General features: G+C 65.8%; 27 protein-coding genes and 1 tRNA gene. 12 read left to right on the plus strand and 16 right to left on the minus strand.

Annotated features, from left to right (window positions below):
• The first annotated feature begins 53 nt into the window (after positions 1–53).
• Complete coding sequence (locus FHS75_RS17830) at positions 54–305, plus strand: hypothetical protein (protein ID WP_229735517.1); 252 nt, start codon at positions 54–56, stop codon at positions 303–305.
• The gene (locus FHS75_RS17835) at positions 278–511 is read left to right on the plus strand and encodes a hypothetical protein (protein ID WP_244959013.1); all 234 of its coding nucleotides are present in this window, start codon (positions 278–280) and stop codon (positions 509–511) included. The genes FHS75_RS17830 and FHS75_RS17835 overlap by 28 nt, the downstream gene beginning before the upstream one ends.
• A 3-nt stretch (positions 512–514) precedes the next feature.
• On the opposite strand, the gene FHS75_RS08550 is transcribed toward FHS75_RS17835, so the two are convergent.
• Complete coding sequence (locus tag FHS75_RS08550; protein WP_179407249.1) at positions 515–1,672, minus strand: glycosyltransferase family 4 protein; 1,158 nt, start codon at positions 1,670–1,672, stop codon at positions 515–517.
• Positions 1,673–1,736: 64 nt separating this feature from the next.
• Here FHS75_RS08550 and FHS75_RS08555 point away from each other — a divergent pair, with 64 nt between their 5' ends.
• Positions 1,737–2,207 carry a GNAT family N-acetyltransferase gene (locus FHS75_RS08555; RefSeq protein WP_179407250.1) on the plus strand — a complete coding sequence of 157 codons (471 nt, stop codon included), beginning with the start codon at positions 1,737–1,739 and terminating at the stop codon, positions 2,205–2,207.
• 6 nt (positions 2,208–2,213) lie between these two features.
• Here FHS75_RS08555 and FHS75_RS08560 read toward each other — a convergent pair whose 3' ends face one another.
• Positions 2,214–2,717 (minus strand): hypothetical protein, encoded by a 504-nt coding sequence (locus tag FHS75_RS08560; protein WP_179407251.1) that lies wholly within the window; start codon positions 2,715–2,717, stop codon positions 2,214–2,216.
• Positions 2,718–2,852: 135 nt separating this feature from the next.
• Between FHS75_RS08560 and FHS75_RS08565 the strand changes: the two genes are divergently transcribed.
• Together FHS75_RS08565 and budC are read left to right on the plus strand one after the other, a co-directional pair.
• Positions 2,853–3,608 (plus strand): hypothetical protein, encoded by a 756-nt coding sequence (locus tag FHS75_RS08565; RefSeq protein WP_229735519.1) that lies wholly within the window; start codon positions 2,853–2,855, stop codon positions 3,606–3,608.
• Positions 3,609–3,690: 82 nt separating this feature from the next.
• Positions 3,691–4,464: a meso-2,3-butanediol dehydrogenase gene (gene budC, locus FHS75_RS08570; RefSeq protein WP_179407252.1), complete on the plus strand. Its 774-nt coding sequence runs from the start codon at positions 3,691–3,693 to the stop codon at positions 4,462–4,464.
• Here budC and putP read toward each other — a convergent pair whose 3' ends face one another.
• Together putP and typA are read right to left on the minus strand one after the other, a co-directional pair.
• The gene (gene putP, locus FHS75_RS08575; protein ID WP_179407253.1) at positions 4,465–5,937 is read right to left on the minus strand and encodes a sodium/proline symporter PutP; all 1,473 of its coding nucleotides are present in this window, start codon (positions 5,935–5,937) and stop codon (positions 4,465–4,467) included. It abuts the gene before it with no gap.
• 53 nt (positions 5,938–5,990) lie between these two features.
• Positions 5,991–7,823, minus strand: coding sequence for a translational GTPase TypA (gene typA, locus FHS75_RS08580; protein ID WP_179407254.1), 1,833 nt, complete (start codon positions 7,821–7,823; stop codon positions 5,991–5,993).
• Between the two features lie 264 nt (positions 7,824–8,087).
• On the opposite strand from typA, the gene FHS75_RS08585 reads away from it, so the two are divergent.
• The 3 genes from FHS75_RS08585 to FHS75_RS08595 all read left to right on the plus strand — a co-directional run bounded on the left by FHS75_RS08585 (position 8,088) and on the right by FHS75_RS08595 (position 11,844).
• Entirely contained in the window at positions 8,088–10,766 is a 2,679-nt protein-coding gene (locus tag FHS75_RS08585) for a TonB-dependent receptor (protein ID WP_179407255.1), read from the plus strand.
• Between the two features lie 116 nt (positions 10,767–10,882).
• Positions 10,883–11,344: a DUF805 domain-containing protein gene (locus FHS75_RS08590; protein ID WP_179407256.1), complete on the plus strand. Its 462-nt coding sequence runs from the start codon at positions 10,883–10,885 to the stop codon at positions 11,342–11,344.
• Positions 11,345–11,427: 83 nt separating this feature from the next.
• The gene (locus tag FHS75_RS08595) at positions 11,428–11,844 is read left to right on the plus strand and encodes a DUF805 domain-containing protein (RefSeq protein WP_179407257.1); all 417 of its coding nucleotides are present in this window, start codon (positions 11,428–11,430) and stop codon (positions 11,842–11,844) included.
• Here the strand turns inward: FHS75_RS08595 and FHS75_RS08600 are convergent.
• A complete protein-coding gene (locus tag FHS75_RS08600) occupies positions 11,841–14,363 on the minus strand; it encodes an ABC transporter permease (protein WP_179407258.1) in 2,523 nt (840 codons plus the stop codon). The genes FHS75_RS08595 and FHS75_RS08600 overlap by 4 nt on opposite strands.
• Positions 14,360–15,052, minus strand: coding sequence for an ABC transporter ATP-binding protein (locus FHS75_RS08605; protein WP_179407259.1), 693 nt, complete (start codon positions 15,050–15,052; stop codon positions 14,360–14,362). Before FHS75_RS08605 ends, FHS75_RS08600 begins: the two co-directional genes overlap by 4 nt.
• A 45-nt stretch (positions 15,053–15,097) precedes the next feature.
• Between FHS75_RS08605 and FHS75_RS08610 the strand changes: the two genes are divergently transcribed.
• A complete protein-coding gene (locus FHS75_RS08610; protein ID WP_179407260.1) occupies positions 15,098–15,805 on the plus strand; it encodes an arylesterase in 708 nt (235 codons plus the stop codon).
• Here FHS75_RS08610 and recF read toward each other — a convergent pair.
• Complete coding sequence (gene recF / locus FHS75_RS08615; RefSeq protein WP_179407261.1) at positions 15,768–16,871, minus strand: DNA replication/repair protein RecF; 1,104 nt, start codon at positions 16,869–16,871, stop codon at positions 15,768–15,770. The two genes, FHS75_RS08610 and recF, sit on opposite strands and share 38 nt — an antisense overlap.
• Positions 16,871–17,617, minus strand: a complete 747-nt coding sequence (locus FHS75_RS08620; protein ID WP_179407262.1) for a queuosine precursor transporter — start codon at positions 17,615–17,617, stop codon at positions 16,871–16,873. The genes recF and FHS75_RS08620 overlap by 1 nt, the downstream gene beginning before the upstream one ends.
• 92 nt (positions 17,618–17,709) lie before the next feature.
• On the opposite strand from FHS75_RS08620, the gene FHS75_RS08625 reads away from it, so the two are divergent.
• Positions 17,710–17,786 (plus strand) — tRNA-Arg (locus tag FHS75_RS08625).
• A gap of 94 nt (positions 17,787–17,880) precedes the next feature.
• Complete coding sequence (locus FHS75_RS08630; RefSeq protein ID WP_179407263.1) at positions 17,881–18,603, plus strand: hypothetical protein; 723 nt, start codon at positions 17,881–17,883, stop codon at positions 18,601–18,603.
• Between the two features lie 107 nt (positions 18,604–18,710).
• Here FHS75_RS08630 and FHS75_RS08635 read toward each other — a convergent pair whose 3' ends face one another.
• Entirely contained in the window at positions 18,711–18,926 is a 216-nt protein-coding gene (locus tag FHS75_RS08635; RefSeq protein ID WP_179407264.1) for a hypothetical protein, read from the minus strand.
• A 493-nt stretch (positions 18,927–19,419) separates the two neighbouring features.
• Between FHS75_RS08635 and FHS75_RS08640 the strand changes: the two genes are divergently transcribed.
• A complete protein-coding gene (locus tag FHS75_RS08640) occupies positions 19,420–19,635 on the plus strand; it encodes a hypothetical protein (protein ID WP_179407265.1) in 216 nt (71 codons plus the stop codon).
• Between the two features lie 112 nt (positions 19,636–19,747).
• On the opposite strand, the gene FHS75_RS08645 is transcribed toward FHS75_RS08640, so the two are convergent.
• The 7 genes from FHS75_RS08645 to FHS75_RS08675 form a co-directional block, all read right to left on the minus strand.
• Positions 19,748–20,443: a hypothetical protein gene (locus FHS75_RS08645; RefSeq protein ID WP_179407266.1), complete on the minus strand. Its 696-nt coding sequence runs from the start codon at positions 20,441–20,443 to the stop codon at positions 19,748–19,750.
• Entirely contained in the window at positions 20,440–20,964 is a 525-nt protein-coding gene (locus tag FHS75_RS08650) for a hypothetical protein (RefSeq protein WP_179407267.1), read from the minus strand. The genes FHS75_RS08645 and FHS75_RS08650 overlap by 4 nt, the downstream gene beginning before the upstream one ends.
• An 18-nt stretch (positions 20,965–20,982) precedes the next feature.
• Positions 20,983–24,309: a phage tail length tape measure family protein gene (locus FHS75_RS08655; protein WP_179407268.1), complete on the minus strand. Its 3,327-nt coding sequence runs from the start codon at positions 24,307–24,309 to the stop codon at positions 20,983–20,985.
• The gene (locus FHS75_RS08660) at positions 24,299–24,496 is read right to left on the minus strand and encodes a hypothetical protein (protein WP_179407269.1); all 198 of its coding nucleotides are present in this window, start codon (positions 24,494–24,496) and stop codon (positions 24,299–24,301) included. The genes FHS75_RS08655 and FHS75_RS08660 overlap by 11 nt, the downstream gene beginning before the upstream one ends.
• Positions 24,497–24,630: 134 nt before the next feature.
• Positions 24,631–26,250 (minus strand): AAA family ATPase, encoded by a 1,620-nt coding sequence (locus FHS75_RS08665; RefSeq protein ID WP_179407270.1) that lies wholly within the window; start codon positions 26,248–26,250, stop codon positions 24,631–24,633.
• On the minus strand, positions 26,247–26,486 hold the full coding sequence (locus FHS75_RS08670; RefSeq protein WP_179407271.1) for a hypothetical protein: 240 nt from the start codon (positions 26,484–26,486) through the stop codon (positions 26,247–26,249). Before FHS75_RS08670 ends, FHS75_RS08665 begins: the two co-directional genes overlap by 4 nt.
• Positions 26,479–26,724 carry a hypothetical protein gene (locus FHS75_RS08675; protein ID WP_179407272.1) on the minus strand — a complete coding sequence of 82 codons (246 nt, stop codon included), beginning with the start codon at positions 26,722–26,724 and terminating at the stop codon, positions 26,479–26,481. Before FHS75_RS08675 ends, FHS75_RS08670 begins: the two co-directional genes overlap by 8 nt.
• Positions 26,725–26,897 lie beyond the last annotated feature (173 nt).

Genomic DNA, 26,897 nt, shown 5'->3' on the forward strand with positions numbered 1-26,897 from the left:
ATAGAGGCATATCCTCCGCGCCGGGGTCGCACCTGCATGGAGGGGGAGACGAAATGGAAACGACTGCGGAAATGGCGCACGAACCGGTGCGCAAGGCCACGCCCTGGCATTTCTGGGCGGTGGCCGCGATCGGACTTCTGTGGAACGCGTTCGGCGCTTTCGACTACACGATGACGAACATCCGGGACGAGGCGTACCTGGCCAACTTCCCGCCCGAGATGATGACGATGATCGACGCCTTTCCGACGTGGATGACCGCCGCATGGGCGCTTGGCGTATGGGCGCGGTCGCGGGCTCGGTGCTGATGCTGCTGCGCTCGCGCTACGCGGTCCATGCTTTCGCGATCTCGCTCCTCGGCCTTGCCGCGACGACATTCTACCGTTTCGGGATAGAGTTGCCCGAGGCGCTGAAGTCTTCGGGCAACGATGTGATGACCGTCGTCATCTGGATCATTGCCGTGTTCCTGCTGCTCTATTCGATCAGGATGAGCCGCGAGGGAATCCTGCGATAAGCGCTAGCTCGCGCCCGGTTGCTTCTGGCGGATCAGCCGGAGGTAGGTATCCGCCACCGACTGGTTGATGCGGTCCCACGAATAAGCCTGCGCGCGCGCCTCGCCCGCGTGGCCGTGAGTGAGCCGCAGGGTGTCGTCGCGGACGTAGGCTTCGAGGGCGTCGGCGAACTGGCGAACCGCGCCGGGGCGGATGAGCCGCCCGGAGACGTGGTCGGCGACGAGGCTCTCGCTGCCCGTCGCGGCGGCGGCGACCACGGGGACGCGGCAGGCCATCGCCTCCAGCGTGACGTTGCCGAAGGTCTCCGTCACCGAGGGATTGAACAGCACGTCCATCGCGGCCACCGCCCGGCCGAGGTCGGCGCCGGTCTGGAAGCCGGCGAAGACCGCATCGGGCAGTCGCCCCTCGAACCAGCTTCGCGCCGGACCCTCGCCGATGACGAGCACCTTGTGTGGCACCCCGTCGCGCTTCATCTCGTCGATGGTGTCGGAAAAGACGTCTAGCCCCTTTTCCATGACGAGCCGCCCGAGGAAGCCGATCGCGACCTCGTTGTCGCCGATGCCCAGCCCGCGCCGCCATTCGAGCGAGCGGCGGTCGGGATGGAACACCTCGCGGTCGACGCCGCGCGACCAGATGCCGATGTCGTAATTCATCCGCTGGTCGCGAAGGACCTGCGCCATGCTTTCGGACGGCGCGACGAGCGCGTCGCACCGGCGGTAGAACCGGCGCAGCATCGCTTCGATCACCGGCTCGCCCCAGGCCATGTTGTAGTAGCGCAGGTACGTTTCGAACCGCGTGTGGACCGACGCCAGGATCGGAAGCTCGCGCTTTCGCGCCCAGGCGACGGCGCGGTGGCTGACGAGGTCGGGCGAGGCGACATGGACGACGTTGGGCGAGAACTTCGCAAGGTCGCGCTTGACCGATGGAGAGATGGCCAGTGGAAAGCGATACTCGCCGCGACCGGGGATCGGGAACGAGGGGATCGAGACGAGGTCGCCGGTCGGCTCGAAGGCCGGTTCGTCGACCGTGGGCGAGTAGACCCGGACTTGCGCACCCTGGGCCAGCAGGTGGCCGACGAGCCGGTTGAGCGCCTGGTTCGCACCGTCGCGGACGTAGTTGTAGTTGCCCGTGAACAGGGCGATGCGAAGGTCGGCCGTTTTCATCGGCAGGCCCCTAGACTATCGCATCACACTGGGCGAGTCCGGATGCGGATCGGGAGCAAGGGCGATGGGAAGCGGCGCGGTCAGGATCGAGAGGGCCGATTTTTCGGACCCGCGCATCGTCGAATTGCTCGCGCTCCACTTCCGCACGATGCGCTCGACGGGACCGGAGGAAAGCTGTCACGTCCTGCCGATAGAGCGGATGGACCGTCCGGACCTGTTCCTCTTCGCTGCCTGGAACGGTGAGACGCTGCTGGGCATCGGGGCCTACCAGGTTCTCGACGAGGACCATGCGGAGGTAAAGTCGATGCATGTGCGCGAGGCGGGCAGGCGGCTCGGCACCGGACAGGCGCTGCTCGACCACATCGTTGCCGAGGCCCGGCGCGGCGGCGTTGCGCGCCTGAGCCTCGAAACGGGAGCGGGCGATTTCTTCGTGCCCGCGCAAACATTCTACGAAAGGAACGGGTTCACGCGCTGCGGACCGTTCGGCACCTACACCGGCGATCCGAACAGCGCGTACTACACCCGCACGATCTGAACGGCGTTAGCGGTCGTGCCGGTAATAGCGCTCGCGCCGGTCGTAACGGTCGCGCCGATAGTCGCGACGATCCCGCCAGTCGTAACGGCGATCACGACGATAGTCGCGCCGGTAGTCCCTGCGATAATCGCGGCGATAATCCCTGTAGCCACGGCGATAGTCGCGATAGCGGTCGCGCCCGTAGTAGCGGCCATAATAGTTGCCGTAGTACCGGTCGCGGTAATAGCGCTGCGGATAGCCGCGGTAGTAATAGTAATATCCCGGATGGCCGCGCACGCGCACGTAGCGGCGGTCGCGCCAGTAGCGGCGGTCGTAGTACCGGTCGTCGCTGCGGTCGGCGATGGCCGCGCCTATCGCAAGGCCGATGATCCCGGCCCCGATGGCGATGGCTGCATCGTTGCCGCCCCGGTCGCGCCAGCGGTCGCGCGCGTCGGCGGATGCGGTGGTTGCAGTGAACGTGGTCGCCGCGAGAACGACGGCCATGCCCACCTTCTTCAGGTGTTCGAGCATGGGCATTTCTCCCTTCAGTGGTGCCTGCGGCACGGCGAAACCGGCAGGCGCATTCGCATTGGAGCATGTCGCGCCTGAACTCGCCGTTAACCTTCCGGACAGGAACCGCGCGGGACCGCGTGCGCTTGCATTCTAGTGGGACCCGAAAGCATCCTTGCCACCGGCCTGATGGCCGCTGCCTTCTCGGCCATCCATCTGCTGGCAGGCACTCTTTCGGTGCTCCATCGGGTGCCGCGCAATCGCTGGCTCTCATTCGCGGGCGGCATCGCGGTCGCCTACATCTTCCTTCACGTTCTTCCCGAACTGAGCGCGCACCAGACGACGTTCGCCGAGCTGTTGGGGCTGGACCCGGTCGCGGCAGAAAGCCTCGTCTACGGTATCGCGCTCTTGGGCCTTGCGGTTTTCTATGGGGTCGAGCGCATGGCAAAGACCTCACGCGAACGTTCGCGGATGCGCGGGGAGGGCGACCGGCTGGAGAACGGCCCGCTCTGGATCCACGTCGCCAGCTTTTCGGTCATCAACCTGCTGATCGGCTATCTCCTGCTCCATCGCGAGGAAACCGGGGCATGGAGCCTGGGGCTGTATTTCGTCGCGATGGCGCTGCACTTCCTGACGAGCGATTTCGGCATGCGACAGGACCATCCGCAGGCCTATGACCGGACCGGGCGGTGGATCATCGCGGCAGCCGTTTTCGGCGGCTGGCTACTCGGCGTATTCGTCGAACTGCACGAGGTGGCAATCGGTCTCGTCTTCGCTTTTGTCGCGGGCGGCGTGGTCCTGAACGTTCTCAAGGAGGAACTGCCCGAAGAGCGCAAGAGCCGCTTTCTGCCCTTCTTCGGAGGGACCGCGCTCTATGCCGTCCTGGTCATCGCCGAGCGCACCATCGCCTGATCGGGTTTGCAGCCGACAGGGAGCTTCCCCCCGGTCGCTGCGTTGCACGGGTGCAAGGACAACGCGAACGACAGGACACATCATGGAACGCTTTACCGGAAAGACCGTCATCGTCACCGGATCGTCGAGCGGCATCGGCGAGGGGATCGCCCGCCGCTTCTCCGCAGAGGGCGCGAATGTCGTGCTGAACAGTCGCAGTCGCGACGACCTTGCCGAAGTCGCCGCCGACCTCGACCCGGAACGGACGTTCGTCGTCGAAGCCGACGTTTCGGACAGGCATGCATGCGGAGGGCTGGTCGGCGCGACGGTGGACAGGTTCGGCGGGCTCGACGTGCTGTGCAACAATGCCGGGATCGGCGCCTTCGGGCCGTTCGCCGACGCCGAGGAGGGCAAGATCGACGCGGTGCTGGGCGTCAATGTAAAAGGCACGTTGCTGATGTCGCAGGCCGCCTACCCGCACCTCAAGGCTAGCAAGGGGTGCATCGTCAATACCTCGAGCTGCTCGGGCACCGGCGGCGACTACCAGATGGTCATCTACACCGCGTCCAAGGGCGCGGTGACGCAGATCACGCGCTCGCTTGCACTCGAATGGGGACCGGTGGGCATTCGCGTCAACGCCGTCAACCCGTCGCTGACGAGGAGCGAGATGACCGGGGACATGCTCGACAACGACGCGATGATCGATGCGTTCATGGACCGCTTCGCGATCAAGCGCATAGGCGAGCCTGCGGACGTCGCGGCGGCGGTGGCGTTCCTTGCATCGGACGATGCCGCGTTCATCACCGGCGCGAACCTGCCGGTCGACGGCGGCATCACCGCTTCGAACGGCCAGCCCGACTTCCGCAACGTGCAATAGTCAGGCGGTGGCGGTCCTCGCGGTCGGGGCGGTCGCCAGGCTGATCCCGACGATGGCGACAAGCGACGCGAGAAAACCGGGAATGATCTCGTAGACGCCCGGTCCACCGAGGAACGCGCCGTTCCAGCCAAGCTGCACCCAGACCAGCGTAACCGCCGCGCCGGTCACCAGCCCGGCCACCGCGCCCGCTCCGGTCATTCGCTGCCAGGTGAGCGACAAAAGGACAAGCGGGCCGAACGCGGCACCAAAGCCAGCCCACGCGTTGGCGACGAGGCCGAGTACCTTGCTCTCCGGGTCGGAGGCGATGACGATGGCGGCGAGCGCGACGAGCACCACGCTGGCGCGCCCGACATTGACGATCTCGCGCTCGCTGGCGCTGCGGCGCATGAACAGGCGATAGAAGTCCTCGGTCAGCGAACTCGACGAGACGAGCAGCTGCGAGCTGATCGTGCTCATGATCGCGGCGAGCAGCGCGGCAAGTAGGAAGCCGGTCACCAGCGGGTGGAACAGCATGTTGGCGAGCACGATGAAGATCGTCTCCGGATCGTCCACCGCGATGCCGTTGCGCGCGGCGTAAGCGCGGCCGGCAAGGCCGACGCCGAGCGCGCCGATCAGGCACACGAACATCCAGCCCATCCCGATGTTGCGCGCGGTGGCCACGTCCGCGACACTGCGCACGGCCATGAAGCGCACGATGATGTGCGGCTGGCCGAAGTAGCCGAGGCCCCAGGTCACTGCCGAGAGCCATGCGATGAAGGTCAGGCCATAGCCGATGTCGAGGAAGCCGGGCTGGACGCGGGTCAGCGATTCGCCCGCGCTGCCCCCCGGCCCAAATATCACGACCAGCGGCATGACGACGAGCGCGACGACCATGATGCAACCCTGCACGAAGTCGGTGAGGCTGACCGCCAGGAATCCGCCGATCATCGTGTAGGCAAGGACGACGACCGCGGTCAGCCAGATGCCGGTCATGTAGTCCGACATGCCGGTATCGCCGAACAGCCCCGCGAAGCTCGTCTCGAAAAGCTTGCCCCCGCCTGCGAGGCCCGCGGCGGTGTAGACGGTGAAGAACACGACCACCACGATGGCCGAGAGTACGCGCAGCGCGGTGCCCTTGTCGGGAAAGCGGTTCGACAGGAATTCGGGAATGGTGAGCGCGTTGCCCAGTTCCTCGGTCTGGCGGCGCAGGCGCGGCGCGACGACGATCCAGTTGGCAAGCGCGCCGACGAACAGCCCGATGCCGATCCACGCCTCGACCAGTCCCGCCGCGTAGAGCGCGCCGGGCAGGCCGAGGAGCAGCCAGCCCGACATGTCGGAAGCCCCTGCGGACAGCGCGGCGACGGCAGGCGAAAGCTGCCGTCCGCCAAGCAGGTAGCCCTCGGACGTGTCGGTGGACTTCTTCCAGGCGTACAGGCCGATGCCGAGCATCAGCACGAAATACGCGGCGAGCGAGATAAGCGTTCCGGCCTGCATGGCAGGCGATTAACAGGGCCGGAGCGGCTTTGCCACTCCGGCACCGTATCGGATCAGGCCGCTTCCTTCTTGCGGCCCGCCTTCTTGCGCTCGTGCGGGTCGAGCAGCGCCTTGCGCAGGCGGATCGTCAGCGGAGTGACCTCGACCATCTCGTCGTCGTCGATATAGGCGATGGCCTGTTCGAGCGTCATCACGCGCGGCGGGGTGAGGCGGATCGCGTCATCCTTGCCCGTCGAACGGAAGTTCGTGAGTTGCTTGGACTTCATCGGGTTGACCTCGAGGTCCTCGGGCTTGGCGTTCTCGCCGATGATCATGCCCTCGTAGACCTTTTCCTGCGGTTTCACGAACAGGATGCCGCGATCCTCGAGGCTGTTGAGGGCGTATCCCACCGCCTCTCCGGTGCCGTTCGAGATGAGCACGCCGTTCTGGCGGCCCTCGATCGGGCCCTTGTGAGGTCCGTACTTCTCGTAAAGCCGGTTCATGATGCCGGTGCCGCGCGTGTCGGACAGGAACTCGCCGTGGTAACCGATGAGGCCGCGCGAGGGGGCGGAGAAGGCCAGACGCGTCTTGCCCAGGCCGGAGGGGCGCATCTCGGTGAGCTCGGCCTTGCGGCGCTGCATCTTCTCGACGACGGTGCCGGAGAATTCGTCGTCGACGTCGATGACGACGGTCTCGTAAGGTTCGGTACGCTGGCCGTTCTCATCGGTCTGGAACAGCACGCGCGGGCGGCTGATGCCCAGTTCGAAACCTTCGCGGCGCATCGTCTCGATCAGCACGCCAAGCTGCAGTTCGCCGCGACCGGCGACCTCGAAGCTGTCCTTGTCGGCGCTTTCGGTGACGCGGATGGCGACGTTGGTCTCGGCCTCGCGCATCAGGCGGTCGCGGATCATGCGGCTGGTCACCTTGTCGCCCTCGCGGCCGGCGAAGGGGCTGTCGTTGACGGCAAAGCGCATGGCGAGCGTCGGCGGGTCGATCGGCTGTGCGGCGATCGGCTCGGTCACTTCGGGATCGGCGATGGTATTGGCGACGGTCGCCTTCTCGAGCCCGGCGAGAGCGATGATGTCGCCGGCCCGCGCCTCTTCGACCGGCACGCGGTCGAGCCCGCGGAACGAGAGCAGCTTGGAAGCGCGGCCGGTCTCGATCACTTTTCCGTCGGCATCGAGCGCGCGGATCGGATCGTTGATGCGGATCGTCCCCGACTGGACCCGGCCGGTCAGCACGCGGCCCATGAAGTTGTCGCGGTCGAGCAGGGTGGCAAGGAAGGTAAACTTGCCGTCCGGATCGAGATCGGGAGCAGGCACATGCTCGACGATGCGCTCGAACAGCGGGTCGAGCGTGCCTTCGCGGGCATCGGGATCCTCGCTGGCGTAACCGTTGCGGCCCGAGGCGTAGAGCGTCGGGAAATCGAGCTGGTCGTCTTCCGCGTCGAGCGCGACGAACAGGTCGAACACCTCGTCGAGCACTTCGCTGGCGCGCCCGTCGGGCCGGTCGATCTTGTTGACGACGACGATGGGGCGCAGGCCTAGTGCGAGCGCCTTGCCGGTGACGAACTTGGTCTGCGGCATAGCGCCCTCGGCGCTGTCGACGAGCAGGATCACGCCATCGACCATCGAGAGGATGCGCTCGACCTCGCCGCCGAAATCGGCGTGGCCGGGCGTATCGACGATGTTGATGCGCGTGCCCTTCCATTCGACCGAGGTGCACTTGGCGAGGATCGTGATCCCGCGCTCCTTCTCGAGGTCGTTCGAATCCATCGCGCGCTCGTCGATGCGCTGGTTTTCGCGGAACGTGCCGGATTGGCGGAAAAGCTGGTCGACGAGCGTGGTCTTGCCGTGGTCGACGTGCGCGATGATGGCGATGTTGCGCTGGGGAAGCGGGGCGGACATATCGGATCTTTCGGGGTTCGAGCCTTGGCGGCTTCGCTGCGCCGCACAATCGGCGCGCCCTTAGCCGAAGTGCACGGCCCCGGCAAGGCGCGCACGCATATGTTGCCCTATTGACACACCTGTGCGTTGTCATAGTCCTTTCGGAAACCTGCCATTGTCTGAATTTGTTGTGCTTCCTAAGCAGGCAGACAGAACAAAAGGGCGCCCCGCCACTTCTACCAGGGCGACCCCGCTGAAAAGATTGTCGCAGGAAGGATGCCAGGAATGAAAGGCTTCACCGCAGGTTTTGCGGACCGTTCGCGTGTCGCGCTCTATATCGGCGCGGCCGCCATCGCATTTGCGGTCCCCCAGGTCGCGAGCGCGCAGGATACCGATCCCGCCGTTCCCGATGACGGTGCGGACGACTTCGCCGCCGTTCCGGTCGGGAACGAGATCGTCGTCACCGCCACCAAGCGCGAACAGACGCTTCAGGACGTGCCGGTCGCGGTCTCGGTCACCAGCGCCGAAACCCTCGAGCGCGCGCAGATCCGCGACGTGAAGGACCTGTCGAGCGTCGTGCCGTCGCTGCGCGTCAATACGCTGCAAAGCTCGGCCAACACCAATTTCTACATCCGCGGCTTCGGCAACGGCGCGAACAACGCCGGCATCGAGCCTTCGGTCGGCCTGTTCGTCGACGGAGTATACCGCTCGCGCTCGGCCTCGATGATCTCCGACCTGCCCGACGTGCAGCGGATCGAGGTGCTGCGCGGTCCGCAATCGACGCTTTTCGGCAAGAACGCGTCGGCGGGCGTCATTTCCATCGTCACCAGGAAGCCGCAGTTCGACTTCGGCGGGAACGTCGAGGCGACTTACGGCAACTTCAACGCCTGGACGCTGAAGGGCGTCGTCACCGGCCCGGTCACCGACAGCATCGCGGCGAGCATTTCGGGCAGCATCAACAAGCGCGACGGATTCATCCGCGACCTCGGTACCGGCGACCGCACCAACGACCGGGACCGCTGGTTCGTGCGCGGCCAGTTGCTGTTCGATCCCGACAGCCCGCTGGAAGTCCGCATCATCGGCGATTACGGCGAGATCGACGAGAACTGCTGCGCGGTCTTCAACCTGCGACCCTCGGCCGCGACGTTCGCGATCCAGGCGCTGGGCGGCCAAGTCAACGACCCGACCGACCCCTTCGCCGACGACGTGGTCTACAGCAATTTCAATTCGACCAACGAGATCGAGAACTGGGGCGTTTCGGGCGAGATCGACTACGATTTCGGTGCGTTCAGCCTGACCTCGATCACTGCCTATCGCCGCACCAACGCGGTCACCAACCAGGATTCGGACTTCACCAGCGCCGACCTGCTCGGTCGCAACTTCCAGGACGTGCGGATCAAGACCTTCACGCAGGAACTGCGGCTCGAGGCCGAACTGGCCGACACCGTGTCGTTCCTGCTGGGCGGATACTACTTCGACGAGAAGATCGATCAGGACAACGAGCTGGCCTACGGGCAGGCGTTTCGCCCCTATGCCAACCTGCTGGTCCAGGGGCAGACGGGCGGCGCGATCTCGATACCGGCGCTCGAAACGCAGATCGGCCAGATCGCCGGCGCACCGGGCGCGTTCGACGGGACGTTCTTCGGGGCAGGGCAAGGCTTTTCCGAGACCTACACGCTCGACAACACGGCCTACTCGATCTTCGGCCAGGTCGACATCGAGATCACCGACCGGCTGACCCTGACCGGCGGCGTGAACTACACGCACGACAAGAAGACTTTCACCACCGACGTACAGTCGACAGACGTCTTCGCCGGGCTTGACCTTCCCGCCATCGTGACCGGCGCGACCAACGCCGGCATCTCGCAGCAGGTCGGCGGAATCCTCGGTGTCCCGGGCGGCTTCGCCAGCGCCGAGCAGATCGCCGGCTTCGCACAGGCGCAGCCGCAGATCTACCAGCAGATCGTGGCAGGCGTCAGCGCGCAGACGCAGCCGCTTCTCGGCCTGCGTTCGCTCCAGCTGTTCCCGCCGTTCCTCAACGTGCCCAACGCGGTGGAGCCGGGACGGATCAGCGACGGCGACTTCAGCTACACCGCCAACCTCTCGTTCCAGGCGACCGACACGATCAACGTCTATGCCCGTTACGCGACCGGCTACAAGGCGGCCTCGATCAACCTCTCGCGCGACAGCCGGCCGACGCCGGGCGACCTGGTCGCGATCCGGCAGCAGGGGCTCGGCCTTACCAACCTGACATCGGGCAGCCGCTTCGCCAATGCCGAGGAATCGACCCTGTACGAGATCGGCCTAAAGGCCGACTGGGAGTACGCCTCGGCGAACGTCGCGTTCTTCAAGCAGGACATCAAGGGCTTCCAGTCGAACATCTTCACCGGCACCGGCTTCTTCCTGGCGAACGCAGGCAAGCAGTCGGTCAAGGGCTTCGAGTTCGAGGGACAGGTACGCCCGGTCGAGCCATTGACGCTGAGCCTGGCGCTGACCTATCTCGATCCCGAGTACGACAGCTTCAACCTTTCGGCGTTCGGCGATCTTTCGGGAACGACCCCCGCGGGCGTCACGCCGCTTTCGGTGACTTTCGCGGCCACCTACGAGCATGAACTGGCCAGCGGCGACCGCATCATCCTGCGCGGCGACTATCATTACGAAGCGCCATTCCGGCTGGTCGAGGGGCTTCCGGCCCTCGTCGTCCGCAATCCGGTGACCGGCGAGACGATCGACGTCTCGAACGCGTTGCAGGCCGCGCGCGACTTCAAGCAGGACATCAACGACGTCAACGCGTCGATCACCTACGCGATGGACAACGGACTTGAACTGAGCGTCTGGGGCCGCAACCTGCTCGACGACAGGACCCTTCTCAGCCTGTTCGATTCGCCGGGGCAGCTGGGTTCGATCTCGGGTTATCCGAACCAGCCGCGAACCTACGGCATATCGGCCCGGTTCCGCTGGTAGTGGTCCTGAGCAGCGAATGAAAAAGGGCCTTCCAAGGCCCTTTTTTATTGCGGGTGGCCCCGAATTGTGATGCGTTCCGCAAATCGCATGAGTGTGGGGAAACCAGGGAGGGACTCATGGTCGAATGGATGATCTTGCCGTTCAAGCGGTATGCCGACTTCACGGGGCGTTCGCGCCGCATGGAATACTGGTCGTTCATGCTGCTCAACATCGGCGTCTACATCCTGCTTGCGCTCGTCATGTTCGCAACAGGCGCATCGATGGCGAGCCTTGCTTCGGCGGACGCTGCCAATCCGCTGGCGCTTTACTCGGTGTTTTTCAGCGGGATCGGCCTCGTCTTCTTCGTTTGGTGGCTGGTGACGATCGTACCGGGCATCGCCGTGGCGGTGCGCCGACTGCACGATCGCGACATGTCGGGCTGGTGGCTGCTGGGATTTTTCGTCGCCAACCTGGTGCCGCTCGTGAACATGATTGCCGGGATCGTCTTCCTCGTCCTCATGCTGCTGCCCGGAACGGCCGGGCCGAACCAGTACGGGCCCGATCCCAAGGATCCCGACGGCGCCGAAGTCTTTGCCTGAGGCCCGGCGGTTGCCCGCCCGGCTACCATGAAGCCAGGACCGGACCATCCCGGCCGGACCGCCTTGCCTAAAGGAGTTTTGCGATGGACTGGATGTTGATGCCCTATCGCCGCTACTTCGACTTCACCGGTCGGTCGCGGCGCAAGGAATACTGGATGTTCGTGCTGTTCACCACGATCGTCACCATCGTTTGTCTGATGATCATGTTCGCGGGCGGACTTTCGATGGACGAGACGACGCAGGCAGAGCCGGGTTTGCTGTTCTGGGTCGGACTGATCCTGATCGTGCTCTTCGCCCTCGGCTCGATCATCCCGTCGATCGCGGTGCAGGTGCGGCGCTTCCACGATCAGGACAAGTCGGGCTGGATGGTCCTTCTCGGCCTGATTCCGTACGTTGGCGGCATCATCCTGTTCGTCTTCATGCTGCTCGAAGGGACCAAGGGGCCCAACCGCTTCGGACCCGACCCGAAGGACCCGGCCGGAGCCGAAGTCTTCGCCTAGAGCTCGCGCAGCGCGCGCGCCGGTTTCGCCCGCAGGAGCGGTAGCGAGCCGGCGAGCGCGAAGCCGACGACGAGGACTACGCCGCCGACCAGTACCGCGAACACCGTGGGCCAGTCGGGCAGCCAGTCGAACTCGAACAGCTGCGTCACCACCGCCCAGGCGATCGCGCTGCCGAGCGCCAGCGAGACTATCGCCAGCACCGAGGCGAGCAGCCCGTATTCGGCGAGCTGCAGCAGCAGGAGCTGCTTGCGGCTCGCCCCCAGCACGCGCAGCACGACATTGTCGTAGAGGCGGCTCGCACGCGCCGCCGCGATCGCTCCGAACAGCACGGCCAGCCCCGCCAGCACCGCAACCGAGGCCGCCGACAGGATCGCGACCGACATCTGCGAGAGAATGCCGCGCGCCTCCTCTAGCAGGCTGCCGGTCTCGATCACCGAGCTCGACGGGAAGGCGCGCACCAGCCGCCGCAGCAGCCCGCCTTTCTCGGTGCCCGGTGCCAGGTCGATAGTCGCGGCAAGGTTGTGCGGCGCATCCTCGATAGCATTGGGCGAGAAGACGAGGGTATTGTTGAAGCCCATCGATTCCCAGTCGATTCGCCGGAAGGACGCGATGCGCGCGGTGCGCTCGACGCCAAGCAGCCCGATGGTCAGCATGTCGCCCACTTCCAGCCCCACGTCCTCGGCCAGTTCGGCGTCTATCGAGACAAGCGGTTCGCCATCGTGGTCGGCGCCCCACCATTCGCCTTCGGTGACGACGTTGCCCTCGGGAACCTCGTCGGCATAAGTCAGCCCGCGTTCGCCGCGTAGCTGCCAGGCGCCTTCGGGCAGCTCCTCGAGGTCGGCGACGCGCGTCATCGCGCCTTCGGGACCGTAGGCCAGGATCTTGCCGCGCAGCGCCGGTACGGTGCGGATGTCGGCATCGGGAGCGGTTTTCCCGACGGCCGCGCGGAAATCGGCCTCGCGCTCGCGCGGCACGTCGAGCACGAAGTAGTCGGGCGCGCGCTGCGGCACGCGGGCGCGGATGTTCGCATCGAGCGCGGTCTGGACCGCCGCGAGCAGCACGAAGGCGGAAAGGCCGAAGCCAAGCGCGGTGACCAGCGCCCCGGTCTGCGCCCCCGGCCGGTAGAGGTTCGCAAGCCCCGCGCGGAGCAGGGGTCGCTCGGGCCTCGGCGCGCGCGCGGCAGCGGTGCGGATCGCCCAGCCGAGCAGTGCAAGGAAGGCGAGCATGCCTGCCGCGCCCGCAAGGAACAGGGCGGTCATCTGCATGTTGCTCGCGGTTCCGAGCGCCAGCGCGACGATGGCTGCAATGCCCAGCCCGACGGGCAGCAGCCAGGATCGCCGGTCGAGCCTGAGGCGGGAGACGCGCGCGCGCATCAGCGCCATCGCCGGGAACGTCCGGGCGCGCGCCAGCGGCGGGGCGGAAAAGACGAGTGCGATGAGCAGGCCGTAGAGCGCCGCGCGCGCCATCGCGCCGAAGTCCACGGCCAGCCCCGCCTCGACCGGCAGCAGCGATCCGATCGCGGCGGCGAGCAGCGGCGTGATCGCAACACCCGCGACCAGCCCCGCAGCGCTGCCGACGAGCGCCGCCGCGCCGACCTGCAGCAGGTAGATGCGCGCGATGTCCGTGCTCGTCGCTCCGAGCACCTTGAGCGTCGCGATGCTCGCGCGCCGGGCCTCGAGGTAGGAGGTAACGCCGCCGCCGATACCGATCCCGGCGATGAACAGCGCGGCCAGGCCGACGAGCACGAGGAAATCGCCCATCCGCCCGACGAAGCGCTCGGTATTGGGAGCGGCGCGGTCGCTGGTGCGGAATTCGAAACCGCTATCGGGAAACGCCTCCTCGATCCGCTCGACCGCCTCGTCGGGGTCGATGCCGGGATCTAGGACGATGCGGATCTTGTTGCGGTACATCGAGCCGGGAGAGGTGAGACCCGCCGCCCCGGGCATTTCCTCGCGGACAATGGCGACAGGGCCGAGGCTGAATCCCTCGCTCAGCATTTCGGGTTCCTCGGCTACGATGCCGCCGACGGTCAGCGGCGCGCCGCCTATCGCGATTGCGTCGCCGGGCGAAACGCCCAGCCGCTGGGCCGCGCCCTCGGCCAGCCAGACGGTGCCGGGGGCGGGAGCGCCGGCCTCGCGCCCGTCCTGCAGGACGAGCGTGCCGACCATCGGCCATTTCTCGTCGACCGCTTTCAGCGCGATGGGAGCGGACAGGTCGCCCGCGCTCGCCATCGCCTGCATCCGCGTGCCGTAGGATACGGTGCCGAGTTCGGCGAAGGCGGCGCGCTCCTCTTCGGTCGGCGGGCGTTGCCAGACGCGCATCTCGATGTCGCCGCCCAGGATCGCGCGGCCCCGTGCCTCCAGTTCGCCCTCGATCGAGCCGGTGAGCGTGCCGATCGCCGCGATCGCGCCGACGCCGAGGAACAGGCAAACGAGCAGCAGTCGCAGGCCCCGGAAGCGGGAGGACAGGTCGCGCCGCGCGATGGACCAGGCGGCCCGCCAGGTGAGGCCGCCGGTCACGCCGGGACGGTATCGCTCGCCACGCGCCCGTCTGCCAGCGTCACGATGCGCTCGCAGCGCTCGGCCAGCGCGGGATCGTGCGTGATGACGATGAGCGTCGCCCCGGTTTCGGCGCGGCGGTCGAAGATCAGGTCCATGATCGTCTCGCCGGTAGCAGCGTCGAGGTTGCCGGTCGGCTCGTCGGCGAAGATCAGCGACGGGCGCGGCGCGGTCGCCCGGGCCATGGCGACGCGCTGCTGCTCGCCGCCCGAAAGCTGCGCGGGGTAGTGGGTCAGGCGATGGCCGAGGCCGACCGCCTCGAGCTCGGCCGTGGCCCGCTCGCGCGGAGTATCGATGCCGGCAAGCTCCATCGGCGTCATGACGTTCTCGAGCGCGGTCATCGTCGGCAGGAGGTGAAAGGCTTGCAGGACGATGCCGATCCGGCCGCGCCGCGCGCGCGCCAGCGCATCCTCGTCGAGCGCGGCGAAATCCTCGCCTGCGACCGAGAGAGTGCCGCCGGTCGCCCGCTCGAGGCCCGACAGCACCGCCATCAGCGAGCTCTTGCCCGACCCCGACGGACCGAGCAGCGCGAGTGTCTGGCCTTCGGGCACGACGAGGTCGATGCCTTTCAGGATCTCGACGGGCCGCGCGCCGTCGCCGATGGTCAGGGTAAGGTCATGGGCCGCGATGGCGGGTGCAGGGCTTGTCACGCGCGCCAGATGGCATAGCTATGCCCCGTTCCTCAAGGAGTTTGCATGATCGCCCGCATTTTCCTCGCCCTTCCCGCCCTCGCTCTGGCTGCTTGCGGCAGCGAGGCACCGCCGGCACCGCCGCCCGCCGGGGCCGCCTCGGCTCCAGCCGACCTGCCGGTTATGGGAGACGAGGTTCCCGTCCTGGCTTTCGGAGACAGCCTGCTCGCGGGCTACGGGCTCGACGATGGCGAAAGCTATCCGGCGAAGCTCGAGGCGGCGCTGCGGTCGCGCGGGGTCAACGCGCGCGTCGTCAACGCCGGCGTTTCGGGCGATACGACGGCGGACGGGCTTCGAAGGCTCGAATTCACCCTGAATAGCCAGAACAAGGCCCCGGCGCTCGTCGTCATCAGCCTGGGCGGCAACGACATGCTGCGCGGGCTCCCGGTCGAGGAGACGCGAAACAATCTCGACGCGATGCTCGACGAATTGTCGGAGCGCGGCATCCCGGTGGTGCTGCTCGGCATGCTTGCCGCGCCCAACATGGGCAAGGACTATGCCTCGCGCTTCAACGCGATCTATCCGGCAATGGCGCGAAAGCACAATGCGGCGCTGGTTCCGTTCTTCCTGCAGGCGGTGATGGACCGGCCCGACCTGTTGCAGGACGACCGCATCCACCCGACCGCCGCCGGGATCGAGGCGATGGTCGGCGATACCGTCGACACCGTGGCCGACGCTATCCCGGCCGAAGAGGGCGCAGCGCCCCCTCGCTGACGCGCCAGATTGCCGCCTCGTCCTCGATGGCTGCGAAAGGGGCAAGCTCGGTGCCGGTCAGCCAGACTTGCGCGCCGCCGCCGCGCAGCCGGTCGAACAGCGCCTCGCGCCTGACAGGATCGAGATGCGCCGCCACCTCGTCGAGAAGGAGAAGGCGCGGGCGGCCGTCCTGCGCCAGTTCGTCCTCGAGTACCTGCGAATGCGCGAGCGCGATGGCGATCAGCATCGCCTTCTGCTCGCCGGTCGAGCACTCGGCGGCCCGCTGGCCCTTCCCGGCCATGACCACCGCGATCTCGTCGCGGTGCGGGCCGACCAGCGTGCGTTGCGCCGCGCGGTCCCGCGCCCGGTTCGCGCGCAGGGTGGCGGCAAGTTCCTCGCCTCCCGTCGGCCCGCCCGGCTCGTAGGTCAGGGCAGGGCGCGCGAACGGCACGTCGGGCAACACGGCCAGAGCCCCTGCCAGCCTTTCGAGCATGTCGGCACGCGCCTCGGCTACGGCGGTGCCGGCCTGAGCGATCTGGGTCTCGATGGCGTCGAACCAGGCAGGATCGGGCTCGCGCTCGTCCGAAAGCATGCGGTTGCGTTCGCGCAGCGCGGTCTCGAGCCGCGAGGCGTTGCGCGCATGTCCGGGATGAAGCGCCAGCGCCAGCCGGTCGAGGAAACGCCGCCGGCCGCCCGCGCTGTCGACAAAAAGCCGGTCCATCGCGGGGGTAAGCCAGCCTATGCTCAGCCATTCGCCCAGCCGGTTAGCAGGTGCCTCGGCCCCGTTTACCTGCACCACGCGCCGTCCCGGCCGTTCGGGCCGCATGCCGGTGCCGAGCTGCACTGTCCCGGCCGGGCTCGCCAGCTCGGCGCTCAGTGCAAAGCCGCCGCCGCCTCCCTGCGCCGCCATGTCGGCAAGCCCCGCGCGCCTGAGCCCGCGACCCGGTGCAAGCAGCGATATCGCCTCCAGCACATTGGTCTTGCCCGCCCCGTTCTCGCCGACGAGCAGGTTGAACCGCGCCATCCCCTCGATCGAGGAGCGCGCGTGGTTGCGGAAATCGGCAAGCAGTATGCGGTCGAGCGCCATCAGCCCTTCTGCGCGGCCTTCGCAAACGGCGAGAAGTCGGTGTGCTCGTCGTAGACATCGACGCCCTCGCGCGCCTTGAGCCAGCCGACGACCGCGTAAGTGACGGGCGTGAGGATCGCTTCCCACGCGGTCTTGATCAGCCACTGCGAGAGCACGACCTGCCAGAGCAGTTCGACCGGCCATCCGGCGATGCCGTAGAAGGCCAGCGGGTAGAAGATGAGGCTGTCGAAGCCCTGTCCGACGACGGTCGAACCGATCGTGCGCGCCCACAGGAAGCGTCCGCCGGTCCACACCTTCATCTTGGCGAGCACGATCGAATTGGCGAACTCGCCCACCCAGAACGCGACCATCGATGCGATGACGATGCGCCACGAATTGCCGAAGACGAACTCGTAGGCTTCCTGCCCCGGCCAGCCTTCGGCGGGCGGCAGTGCGACGACGACCGTCGCCATGAAAGCCATGAAGATCAGCGCGGCAAAGCCCGTCCAGATCACCCGCCGCGCGTTGGCATAGCCGTAGACCTCGGTCAGGACGTCGCCGATGATGTAGCTGACCGGGAAGAACAGCACGCCCGCGCCGAACGACCACTCGGTCCCGCCCGGAAGCGTGACGAAGGAGGGCTTGGACGCGCCGATCAGGTTCGACAGCAGCAGGATCGCCACGAATGCCGCCATGACGTAGTCGAAATAGCGGAAATGGCGCCGCGCGCCCCTTTCGCCGTCGATCCGGGATAGCGGGTGATCCATCGCGCGATGCCTACTCCGAAAGCGCCGCCGCGCAAAGCACGGCGATTGATGGTTTGCGAACCGGGCGGGGAAATCTATGGAGACATTCGCGCGCGCCCGTAGCTCAGCTGGATAGAGCACGAGACTTCTAATCTTGAGGCCACAGGTTCGAATCCTGTCGGGCGCGCCATAAAATCAATGACTTAGCCATGATGGGAACGGCTCGGGCAAAGCGCCGCCTTCTCTGTGTCATCACCGTACAAGCACGCGGAGGAATCGGTCCCGTGTCCGATAAGACGCCCAAGCCCGGCTGGTATGCGGTTCTCAAAGGGGAGCCGATAGACCTCGCCCTTTGGCGCGAGGCATTGTCTGAACCCTTCGAGCCAGTCGCTTTGGAGGGGCCCAACGGTGAGACGCTCTTGCGCTGCCGGGAGGGTCATGCGGCAAGCGAAGGCGAGGAGATACGAGAACATGCCATCGAACGCATCGCACTCGTCAACGGGGCATTGCGCCTTGCGAAGGCCGCGCGACCGGTCGAATTCGGGGGACTAGTTCGATACTCTGAGGACGGACGGGCACACCATTATGTTTGGGCTGGGCCTGATGTGATTGAACTCCGCGCAATAATGATGAGCCCGACTTTGACGGTCCTCGGGCCTGATGGGACGCCGCTTCCTCCCGCAGAGCCTATGCCTTCGCCAGCACAGGCATTGTTGGGTTGCGCCGACGGTAGCGACCAGGTGGCGGACGTGCTGTACTACGCCGGTCGATCGGATAGCTGGTTCGAAATCTACAAATGCATCGAAGCGCTTAGAACTCTCGCCGCCCGACAAGGCGCGAAGCTGAGCGACTTGGCTCAGCAATCGGGCGTGCCGCTCAATAAGCTTCAGCGAAGCGCCAATCACTATCGGCACAACAATCGGCGTGACCCCTTCAAGCCGATGCCGCTTGCCGAGGCGAAGTCTCACTTGGTCAACCTGGCCCGCAAGGTGCTCGAAGAGCGCTGATCGATCGAGGCGATCAACGCGCGGGTCCTTACCCGGCGATCCGCGCGGCATAAGCGCAAGGGGACCGCTTTTTTCGACCCTCGCAGCCTTTAGGGGCGTCGGAATAGTTACAACTTCGACTCTTCGGGCTGCTTATTTTCCGAGTTGCGGGGCAGACCTCCTCGGGCAGCTAGCCAACCGAGGCACCAATTGATCGCGTTCAATGAATGCGCCAATTCTTCGGGCATGTTCGCGATTGCCCGGCGCAAGGCCTCGATTTCGCGCGGGTCGAGCTTGGGACAGCTTTCGAGAGCCGGCTCTTGCGAGATGGCAACGCTATTCATGGCTCAATCCTGAGAGTGGGAGTACAACGACCCTCGGCGGAATGATGGACCCGACGCCGGAGGGGTTAGGTTGTCGCCGGGCCCATGCATTGGGTGTATTGGCAGCAACATGCTGCGGCCTCGGGCGATAACCGCCAATTCCTGAAATCTTGTAAATGCGACGCGTAAGGTAGCGCCCAGCGCCACTCGTTGTCGCTGGGCGCTTGGATGACCGGGTATGAAAGACATCGCCCGGCTGTCTTGTAGCCAAAATGACTAATTTCGAGTAAACGCGTTAGTCGGGTACTGTAGAGAAATGAGGCCCGGCCAGCTTGGTACCCGCCACGACCGAGCCCCAGTTCGTCGACTTCGCGATTTGCATCGCATCAGGCTTATTTGCCTTATCGATACTAACAAAGCATTGCCGCGAAACGAAAAATCCCTCCGCGAGCGGGTGTACCCTAGGCTGCAACATTTACCGCAGCGGCACGTTCGGGTCGATTGGAGGCCGCAAATGAAAGTCACAGTTAGGGTAACGCGTAAGGGGCAGGAGCTCGTTTCCATAGTCCAGCCGATCGAGTCGGACGGTACGCCCGCGACTACCGATATCTGGGTTGAAGCAATCTGCATGGCAGCCCAAGCCTGCAAAACGAATGCGTTCATCAACGAAACGCTTCTTGATGACGATACGGTCGTTGAGTTCTCAATTCAGCGCCAGGAGCGATACTAGAAATAGGGCGGCCACCGGCTGGAAAATCGGTGACCGCCCCGCTCGGCGGATGGACGCGCCGCCGAGCCCGGCGCGCGGGAAACTGACCCCCAGAAACCGCGCGCCCGAAGGCTTAGTAGGACAACAGTTGGATCTGCTTGGGCGCCGCCCGGGAAAGCGCCTTGCCCTTATCCGCGAGAGGCTCGAGCGCGTCGACGATCGCGGCTGGCACGTCGGCGAACTTCGTCCGACGGAGCAAGCCGAAGTCCCGAGATGCGCCGTCTAGAGCCGTGCGGGCGGCGCTGGCTGCGCTGTCCGCAAGCGTCATCCTCGTGGCAGTCTCGATCGCCTGAAGGGCGGTGAAGCAATCTCGGATCGTCTCGGCCGCTCTTGTCGCCTCCGCTCGGAACGCGATGGCGAGGTCCTCACAGGCCGCGCCGGCCTTTCGGTCCGCCGCGCGCTTCACAGCGTCTATCTCGCCGCGCTTTGCATCCCGCCGTTGGGCCAGTTCGCCGATACCGAGCCGAAGTGTCTCGCGCTCGTGTTCGAGCTCGTCTCGCGACGGCGCCGCATCGATGACCACGCCTCGTGCATCGCCGGCGAGTAGACGGTCGGCGATGGCGCGCGGAGCGGCGCGGTCGTTCGGGTGCGCGCGGTCGGGATGCAGGATTTGCGAGATTTCCTGCCGGCGTGCGTTCGCGCGTTCGATGGCGGCCTCGATTTCGCCGAGTTCGGTCTCGAGCGTGCCGAGGCGCTCGTCCTCTTCGCTCAGGTCGAGCCGTTCCAGTGCGGTCCGCGTGTCGCGAATAAGGCGTTGGTCAATGCTCATGCTCGTGCCCCTTCATAAGCCCGCGACCACACGTCGGCGGGCGCTTTGTCGGCCGCCTTCGCATTGGTCGCGTCGGTCGCATATGCCCGGTCCCAGACGGCCGCAGCGCGGGCCTTCGCTGCCGGGTCGTTTCGCGCGATCTCCGCGTCGGTTGGCAGGTGCGGCAGTTCGGCGATGATGGCCGCCGCGGTCCAGCCCTTCGCGCTCGTCAGCAGCGAGACGCATCCCCGCTCCCGGCCGCGCGAGTGCGGTGAAGCGAAGACCTTGGCGAAGCGCTCCCGCTCGGCCTTCGTGGCGGCCGCCTCAGCGCTGTAGCGGGTCATGGCGAGGTCAGCACCCGTATACCGATTGGCAGGCCCTGTGGTGGCATTCTTGGCCGCCTGCCGTGGCGCTGCTGGCGTGCGCGCGTCCGTCGCCTTGCGCGTGGGTGCCGAGCCGTAGACGCGGTCCTGAAAGTTGGCGAAGCGCCCCGGCTGGGGTGCCTCGCGTTCGGTCCGTATTCGCAGGGATTCGTAAGCCATCGTTAGGTCCTTCCGTTGTTAAAACTGAGTGGAAAATGCCGGGATTGCGGCACCGCCGCCGCCAGCGGCGAAGCCCTGTCGGACAAGGGTCGCTATATTGTCGTTGACCGCGTCGAGCCGCAGGCCGAGTCCGTTCACGAGCGCGTCGACAATGGCTTGCGTCTGGGCATCGATTGCCGACACGATGCCCGCATTATCGGCGACAGGAATGCTGCCCTCCGCGAAGGGGCTATCGCGCCCGATCGCGGCATCGGCGATGGCCGTCTGCGCATCAATCGCCGTATTCGTCAGGCCGAGGATCTCGTCGCGGATGGCGAAATATCCGTCCTGGCTGCCATAGAGCGCGCGGCTGATTTCCAGCATGGTCTGCGATGCCGCGGCGAAGTCGTCGAACGCCGAGGTATCGCCCGCCCGGACTCGCTCGGCGAGCGGATCGAACTCAGCTTCGGCGTTTGCCAGCCGGGCGCGGAGTGAAAGGCCCGTGTCGCCGGTTAGAAGCTGGCTTCGAAGGTCGGTCAGTGAGCCGAGAAGCGCCTGCTGTGCCTCCCGGACGGCCTCTGCTCGGCGTATCCCGTAAAGCTGCTCAAGGTCGGCGTACTCGGCGGCCGACGCGCCGGCATCCTCGAATATGACCCGAAGTCGCACGAACTCCTTGTCGAGGGCATCGATGGCCGCGCCGACCGGATCCTTGATGCTCTTGAGTTCGGCGAATACGCCCTCGAAATCGAGCGCCCGACGGATGGCGGTGTCGAGGTCATCGGACTGGCGCAGAAGCCGATTGGTGCTGTCCCTGAGACCTTGGAGCACCCCGTCTTGAATGAGGTCCATGGTGGCGAACCGGATGGCCGCTGCACTATCCTCCCCGAAATCGATCGCGCCGCGCTTCGTCTTCGTGATGCCGGTGCCCGACGTATCGACGCGGTAGTTTCCTTTGCGGACGCCGATCGAAACCGCGCCCAAGCTGGCATCGATCGTCGCGCCCAAGGCTTCGGCTATGCGGTCAAGCGTGTCGATCGCCTCGCCAGCCGCGCCCTCGCTCGCTCGCCGACGGGAGCCGGAATTGCCGCGGATGGAGACAACCTCGAGGCCGTTCGCGGTGCCGCCGATAGTCGCCGACGCGCGCGGCGTCGAAGTGAAAACGCCGCCTATGACGCTGCCCAGGACGCCGCCTGCGATGGCGCCGAGCGGACCGGCAAGCGGGCCGAGGCTTGAGGCGATGGACTCGAGCGGCTTTGCGAGGAAGTTCTCGCCAAGTTCCTGCCCTATGGCACCGCCGATTGCCGAACCTAGCGGCGAGCGCGCGCCGGCTCCGAGGAAAACCGAAGCTCCGAGGCCGCCGTACATGGCCCCCTCGAGTCCAGTCGCAAATGATTTGCCGATTTCCTTGGCGGTGCCCGGGTCCACGAAGGCACCCGCAACCCCTTCAACGATCATGCCGAAAAGGCGCCTGGGGCTCGAGTAATCGGCTCTAACCACAATGTCGCTCGCCGCTTCCGGCGCGGCTCCGACGGCCGCATCTACAGGGCTAGGCAGGCCGACTTGGCCTTGCATCGCGCCAGCCGCCAACGTCGCAGCCCGTTCGAGGGCTTGGAGGGCCGTCGCCGTGTTCGTGCCGGCGGCTGCCAGTTCATTGTGCACCCCGATGACGCGTTCCTCTGCGTCCGTGAAGGCGTCTCCGAACAGGTCATCGATCAGGTCATCGGCGAAGGCTTGAGTGTACTGATCGACCATGCGCTCGAAGAACCCGCCGACGGCGCCGATTCCCTCAGTGCGAAGGCCCGTCAGCGTCTGCGAAATGTTGCTGCGGACGCCTTCAAGCTGGCTGAGTTGCGCTTGCTGGCGAGCCAAGAACCTATCTTGCTCCGCATTGCTCTGCCGTAGGAGCCCGACGTTTCGCTGAAGCTGCGCGTGCTCGGCTTCGCTTATGCCGAGCCGGCGGAGTTCGGTCTGCAGCCGGGACGCATCCTCGACGCCCAGCGCATCCATCAACCTGAACTGCAATTGGAGGAGGTCCGCTTCCTGAGACCGGCCCTGCGTTACCAATTCTTGGAGCGCCAGGGTCCGCTCTTGATCTTTCAGGATCCCGCGCACCGCATCGGACTGCCGCTCGAACTCCCGCGCCGCTCGCTCGGCCTCCCGCTCGGTCGCAGAGGTCTTCGACCGGCCGCCGCCGCGTGCCTTGCGCTCGCGCTCCGGTCGTTCCTGCAGGGCGTCGCGGTTCTCGGCCTGGATGCGGGCCACGTCGACCGCGCCGCGGATCTCAGCGAGGTCGCGGTCGGCAGCGCGGAGTTCGCTTTCGAGACGGCGCTTTTCGGTGCGGAGGTCGTTGAGCCTTTGAGCGTTCCGGTCGGCCGATCTTGCTGCCGCCTCGGACGTTGGCGCATCGGCCAGCCGAGCCTGTCGGAGGGCGATTTCGGAATTTACCTTCGCGATATCGCCCAGCGTTTCCACTCGTTTTTTGGCAACCTCCGTGAAGGCGTCGGAGAAAGCGGAGGTTTGTGCCAGGCTTTGCCGGAGCTTTTTCATCGCTTCGTCGGCAGCATCGCCGACGTCGTCGAGCGCCGTCGACGTGCGGTACAACTCTGCGATGTAGGGACCTAGCACCGCCGTCGCCGCGAAGATCGCCGCGCCCCAAGGTCCCGAAAGGAATTGCGCGGTCGTCCCGATCGAGCGATACAATTTGTTGTTGCTCTCCGTTAGACCGCTCAGCGCGAATGCAGCTTGCCCGCCCTGTTGCGTCAGGATCGTGAAGGCGTTGGTGCCCATCTGGGCCTGGATAGTCACGTCCTGAAGTTGTTGGCCAAGCTGCGCGAAGGCGAACCGCTGGGCCCTCATTCCAGCCGCATTGTCGTTGGCGACGAGCGCTTGCCGCCGTTGCGCGTTGACTACGCCGTCGACCGTCGACCGCTGCCTGTTCAGCACCGCCTGCACCTGCTCGACGGCCTCCGCATGGCTAAGCGCGGCCTTCGCCGCTTCCCGTTCTTCGCGCGCCAGCGCATCCAAGGCGGCGATCGACAGCCTGGCTTGCTGCGAATGATCCCCCGCCTCCTGCGCAGCGATGCGCGTCGCCCTCGCAAGCTCCATCGAGGCCCGGGCCTGAGCATCGGCGGCGGCGGCGGCGCGGCGAAGCTCGTCGGCCCCAAGGTCCAGCGCACCGAACCGGTTGCGGTCCATGGACAGCGCCCTGTTGACCTGCTGGAGCGCCTCGGTGCCGAACTGCTTAAATCGCCGCTCGCCGTCATTTAGCGTCCGGTCGATTTCGGCGAGGAAGCTGGCCCGCGCCGAGTTGTCGGGTCGATGTTCTAGGCGGATGAACATCGGAAAGTCCGGAACACTACCGGCCATTGGGAAGTCCTTTCAGTTCGGTTTTCGCGCCGAGGTCGGCGAGGTCGTCGTTGAGTTCGCCATCCGGCACCGGCTCGGCCTTGCGGCTCAGACGTCGGCGACGCTGCGGCGCCAGCGGCGATGCGCGGTGTTCGTGGAGGGTGAACAGGTCGGGCTGTTCGGGTGCTGCACCACCCCGATTTTGCACCACCACAGTTCGAGTGCTTGCAGCACCGTGCAGCACCCCCACCCCCTGACAGGGGTGGGGGGTGGTGCTGCAGCGATGGTGCGCACCACTGCAGCACTTTGCAGCACCTGATGATTTACAGGTGGTGCAGGCCGTCATTCGGCTTCTCCGGAGACTACAAATTTGCGAGCCTGGCGGTTCTGATCAGGCCCTTCTTCGACGCGAAGGGCTCCGGCCTTTATCCATTCCTTCGCGATCGATTTCACTTTTGCCTTGTCGGCAGCTTCCTCGAGGTCGAGGCCGATCACTTCGGCAACCAAGTTGCCAATCCAGTGCGGCGATTGCGGGCTCTCGCGCCATTCATGGGCGCTCCCGACACGCCGTTGGACCGTTCGCAAATGCTCGATCGTCACGTCATCAAAAGGATCTGGCGGGCTCCACGGGACGAGGACCCCAACATTGTCGCCGGGGCAATCCTCGGTACCGTTGCCAAGGTCCACGCCGATGATTTGGAACCAATCTGCAGCTTCGGCAGGAGCGCGACTGCTCTTATCGTCGCCGATTCTGACATAGCGTTTGCGCTCAGCTTCAGCGATGCCCCAGCGCTTCGCTTCGTCGACTGTCATCCTGTTCAGGACCATCGCGGCTCGCATCGCATCCACAGCGGCCGAGCCCCCTCGCGATGACATGACCGTTACTTCGCCGGCACCCGCTTTGCTCGAATGGTGGGCTAGAACGATGCTACAATCTGCTGCCATTGCCACGCGAACCCATGCCTTGACGACTTTGTCGACCCGACCATTGTCGTTTTCCTCGATCGCATGGCTCGAGACGAATGGGTCTATGATCAATACATCGATATCGCGCTTACGAATCGCGGCCGCGAGTTCGTCGTAAACGGGCTGTAACAGCCGAAAGCCCGTTTCGTCGGATATGGCCGTGCAAAGCTGTTTCGCGGGCGCATCCATTGCGCTGTCGACCATCAGCCAGCCGTCGAGGTCAGCTGGGCCAATACCGTGGTGCTTCGCAGCCGCCTGAATGGACCGCGAAAGTTCATCGATTTCGTCTTCGAGATTGTAGATCCAGACGCGCTTGCGCCCGCCGTGGACGTGCTTTCCGATCAGGGGCCGACCCGTGGCAAGCGACAATGCGATCCCTGCCAGCGCCGTCGACTTTCCGGATCCGCCCGGCGCGATGATGCCGGCGACAGTGCGACGAAGAAGCCAGCGTCCGAGCACCCAAGGGCGCAGCGGAATTTCAGAGGGGTCGCGCCAAGCGTAGGGCGTCGCCTCGATCGTCGGGCGGGGCTTCGCTTGTTCAAGCGTCGCATTCATGTCCGCGAGAATCTGTGCCGTGTTAGCACCGGGCTCGCGGAGCGCTGCCGCCGCCGCCGCCGTCACCTCAGCGGTTTGGCGTTGTGCCGCCAGTTCCCGAATTTGATGCGCGAGTTCGGCTGACGAGAGCATGCCGCCAGGATCGCCGGTTAGCCGCGCGAGATAGCTCACGCCACCTAGGTCCTTTAGGGCCTCGTCGCTTTCGAAATAGGGCTTGAGCGTGACCGGCGTGACCACCGTCTTACGATCGAGCAACTGCAGGATGCGATCATATATCCGCGCATGTATCGGTTCAAAAAAGTGACCCGGCGCTAAGAATGCCCGAGACCGCCGCGCGACTTCGTTGTCGATGAGCATAGCGCCCAGGAGCGAGGCCTCTGCTTCGATGTTCGAAGGCATCGGCTTGGGGTCGGCAGGGGCAAGGCGGGCGACGCTGCTCACTCTTCAGGTCCCGCTTCGCCCAAGTCGAAGAGCCCGACGCCATGAGCTTCCGCTAGTTCAAGCGCATGGGCCAGCGCGAGGGCGCGGTCCGGGAACCATCGCCGCCGCGCGGCTCGTCCCAGGCCGATGCGCCCGGTTACGCTGGTCATTTCGCGGCCGGCCACGTGGGCGGTCTCGAGGATCACGCCACGCCAGCCGCGCTTTGCGACGATGGGTGGAATTGCGACCTCAGCCATCGCGCCGTCCGAACTTCGGAAGTTCCGGGAAAGCCTCGCGGGTCACCGCGACCGAGCCGCCGAGAACCGCGACGTAGTGTCGGGTCGCCGCTTCGGCCTGTTCGAAAGTCGCGAATTCGTGCGGCTGGCCCGTCTCCCGCCAAATCCCTGACGGAGCATGGTAATGGCGGATCACCCAGTGATCGCCTTCCTTGTCGAGGAAGGTAAAGGGCAGCGACGCGTTGCGAGGATTAGCCATGCCGAGCCCCCCACGCCGCGGCCGCAAGGGCAGGCGCGACTTCCGGTCTTACGCCGCGTCGGGCGAGGAATTGAACCCGGATTGGAACTGCGCTATCTAGGTGATCCAAACCGCGCCCCTCGGGAGGCGCCAGCGCCCCGGTCTGATCGCCGGGGCGCTTTTCGTTTCGCCGC

The sequence above is a fragment of the Novosphingobium marinum genome (assembly GCF_013408095.1).
Taxonomy (GTDB): Bacteria; Pseudomonadota; Alphaproteobacteria; order Sphingomonadales; family Sphingomonadaceae; genus Novosphingobium; species Novosphingobium marinum.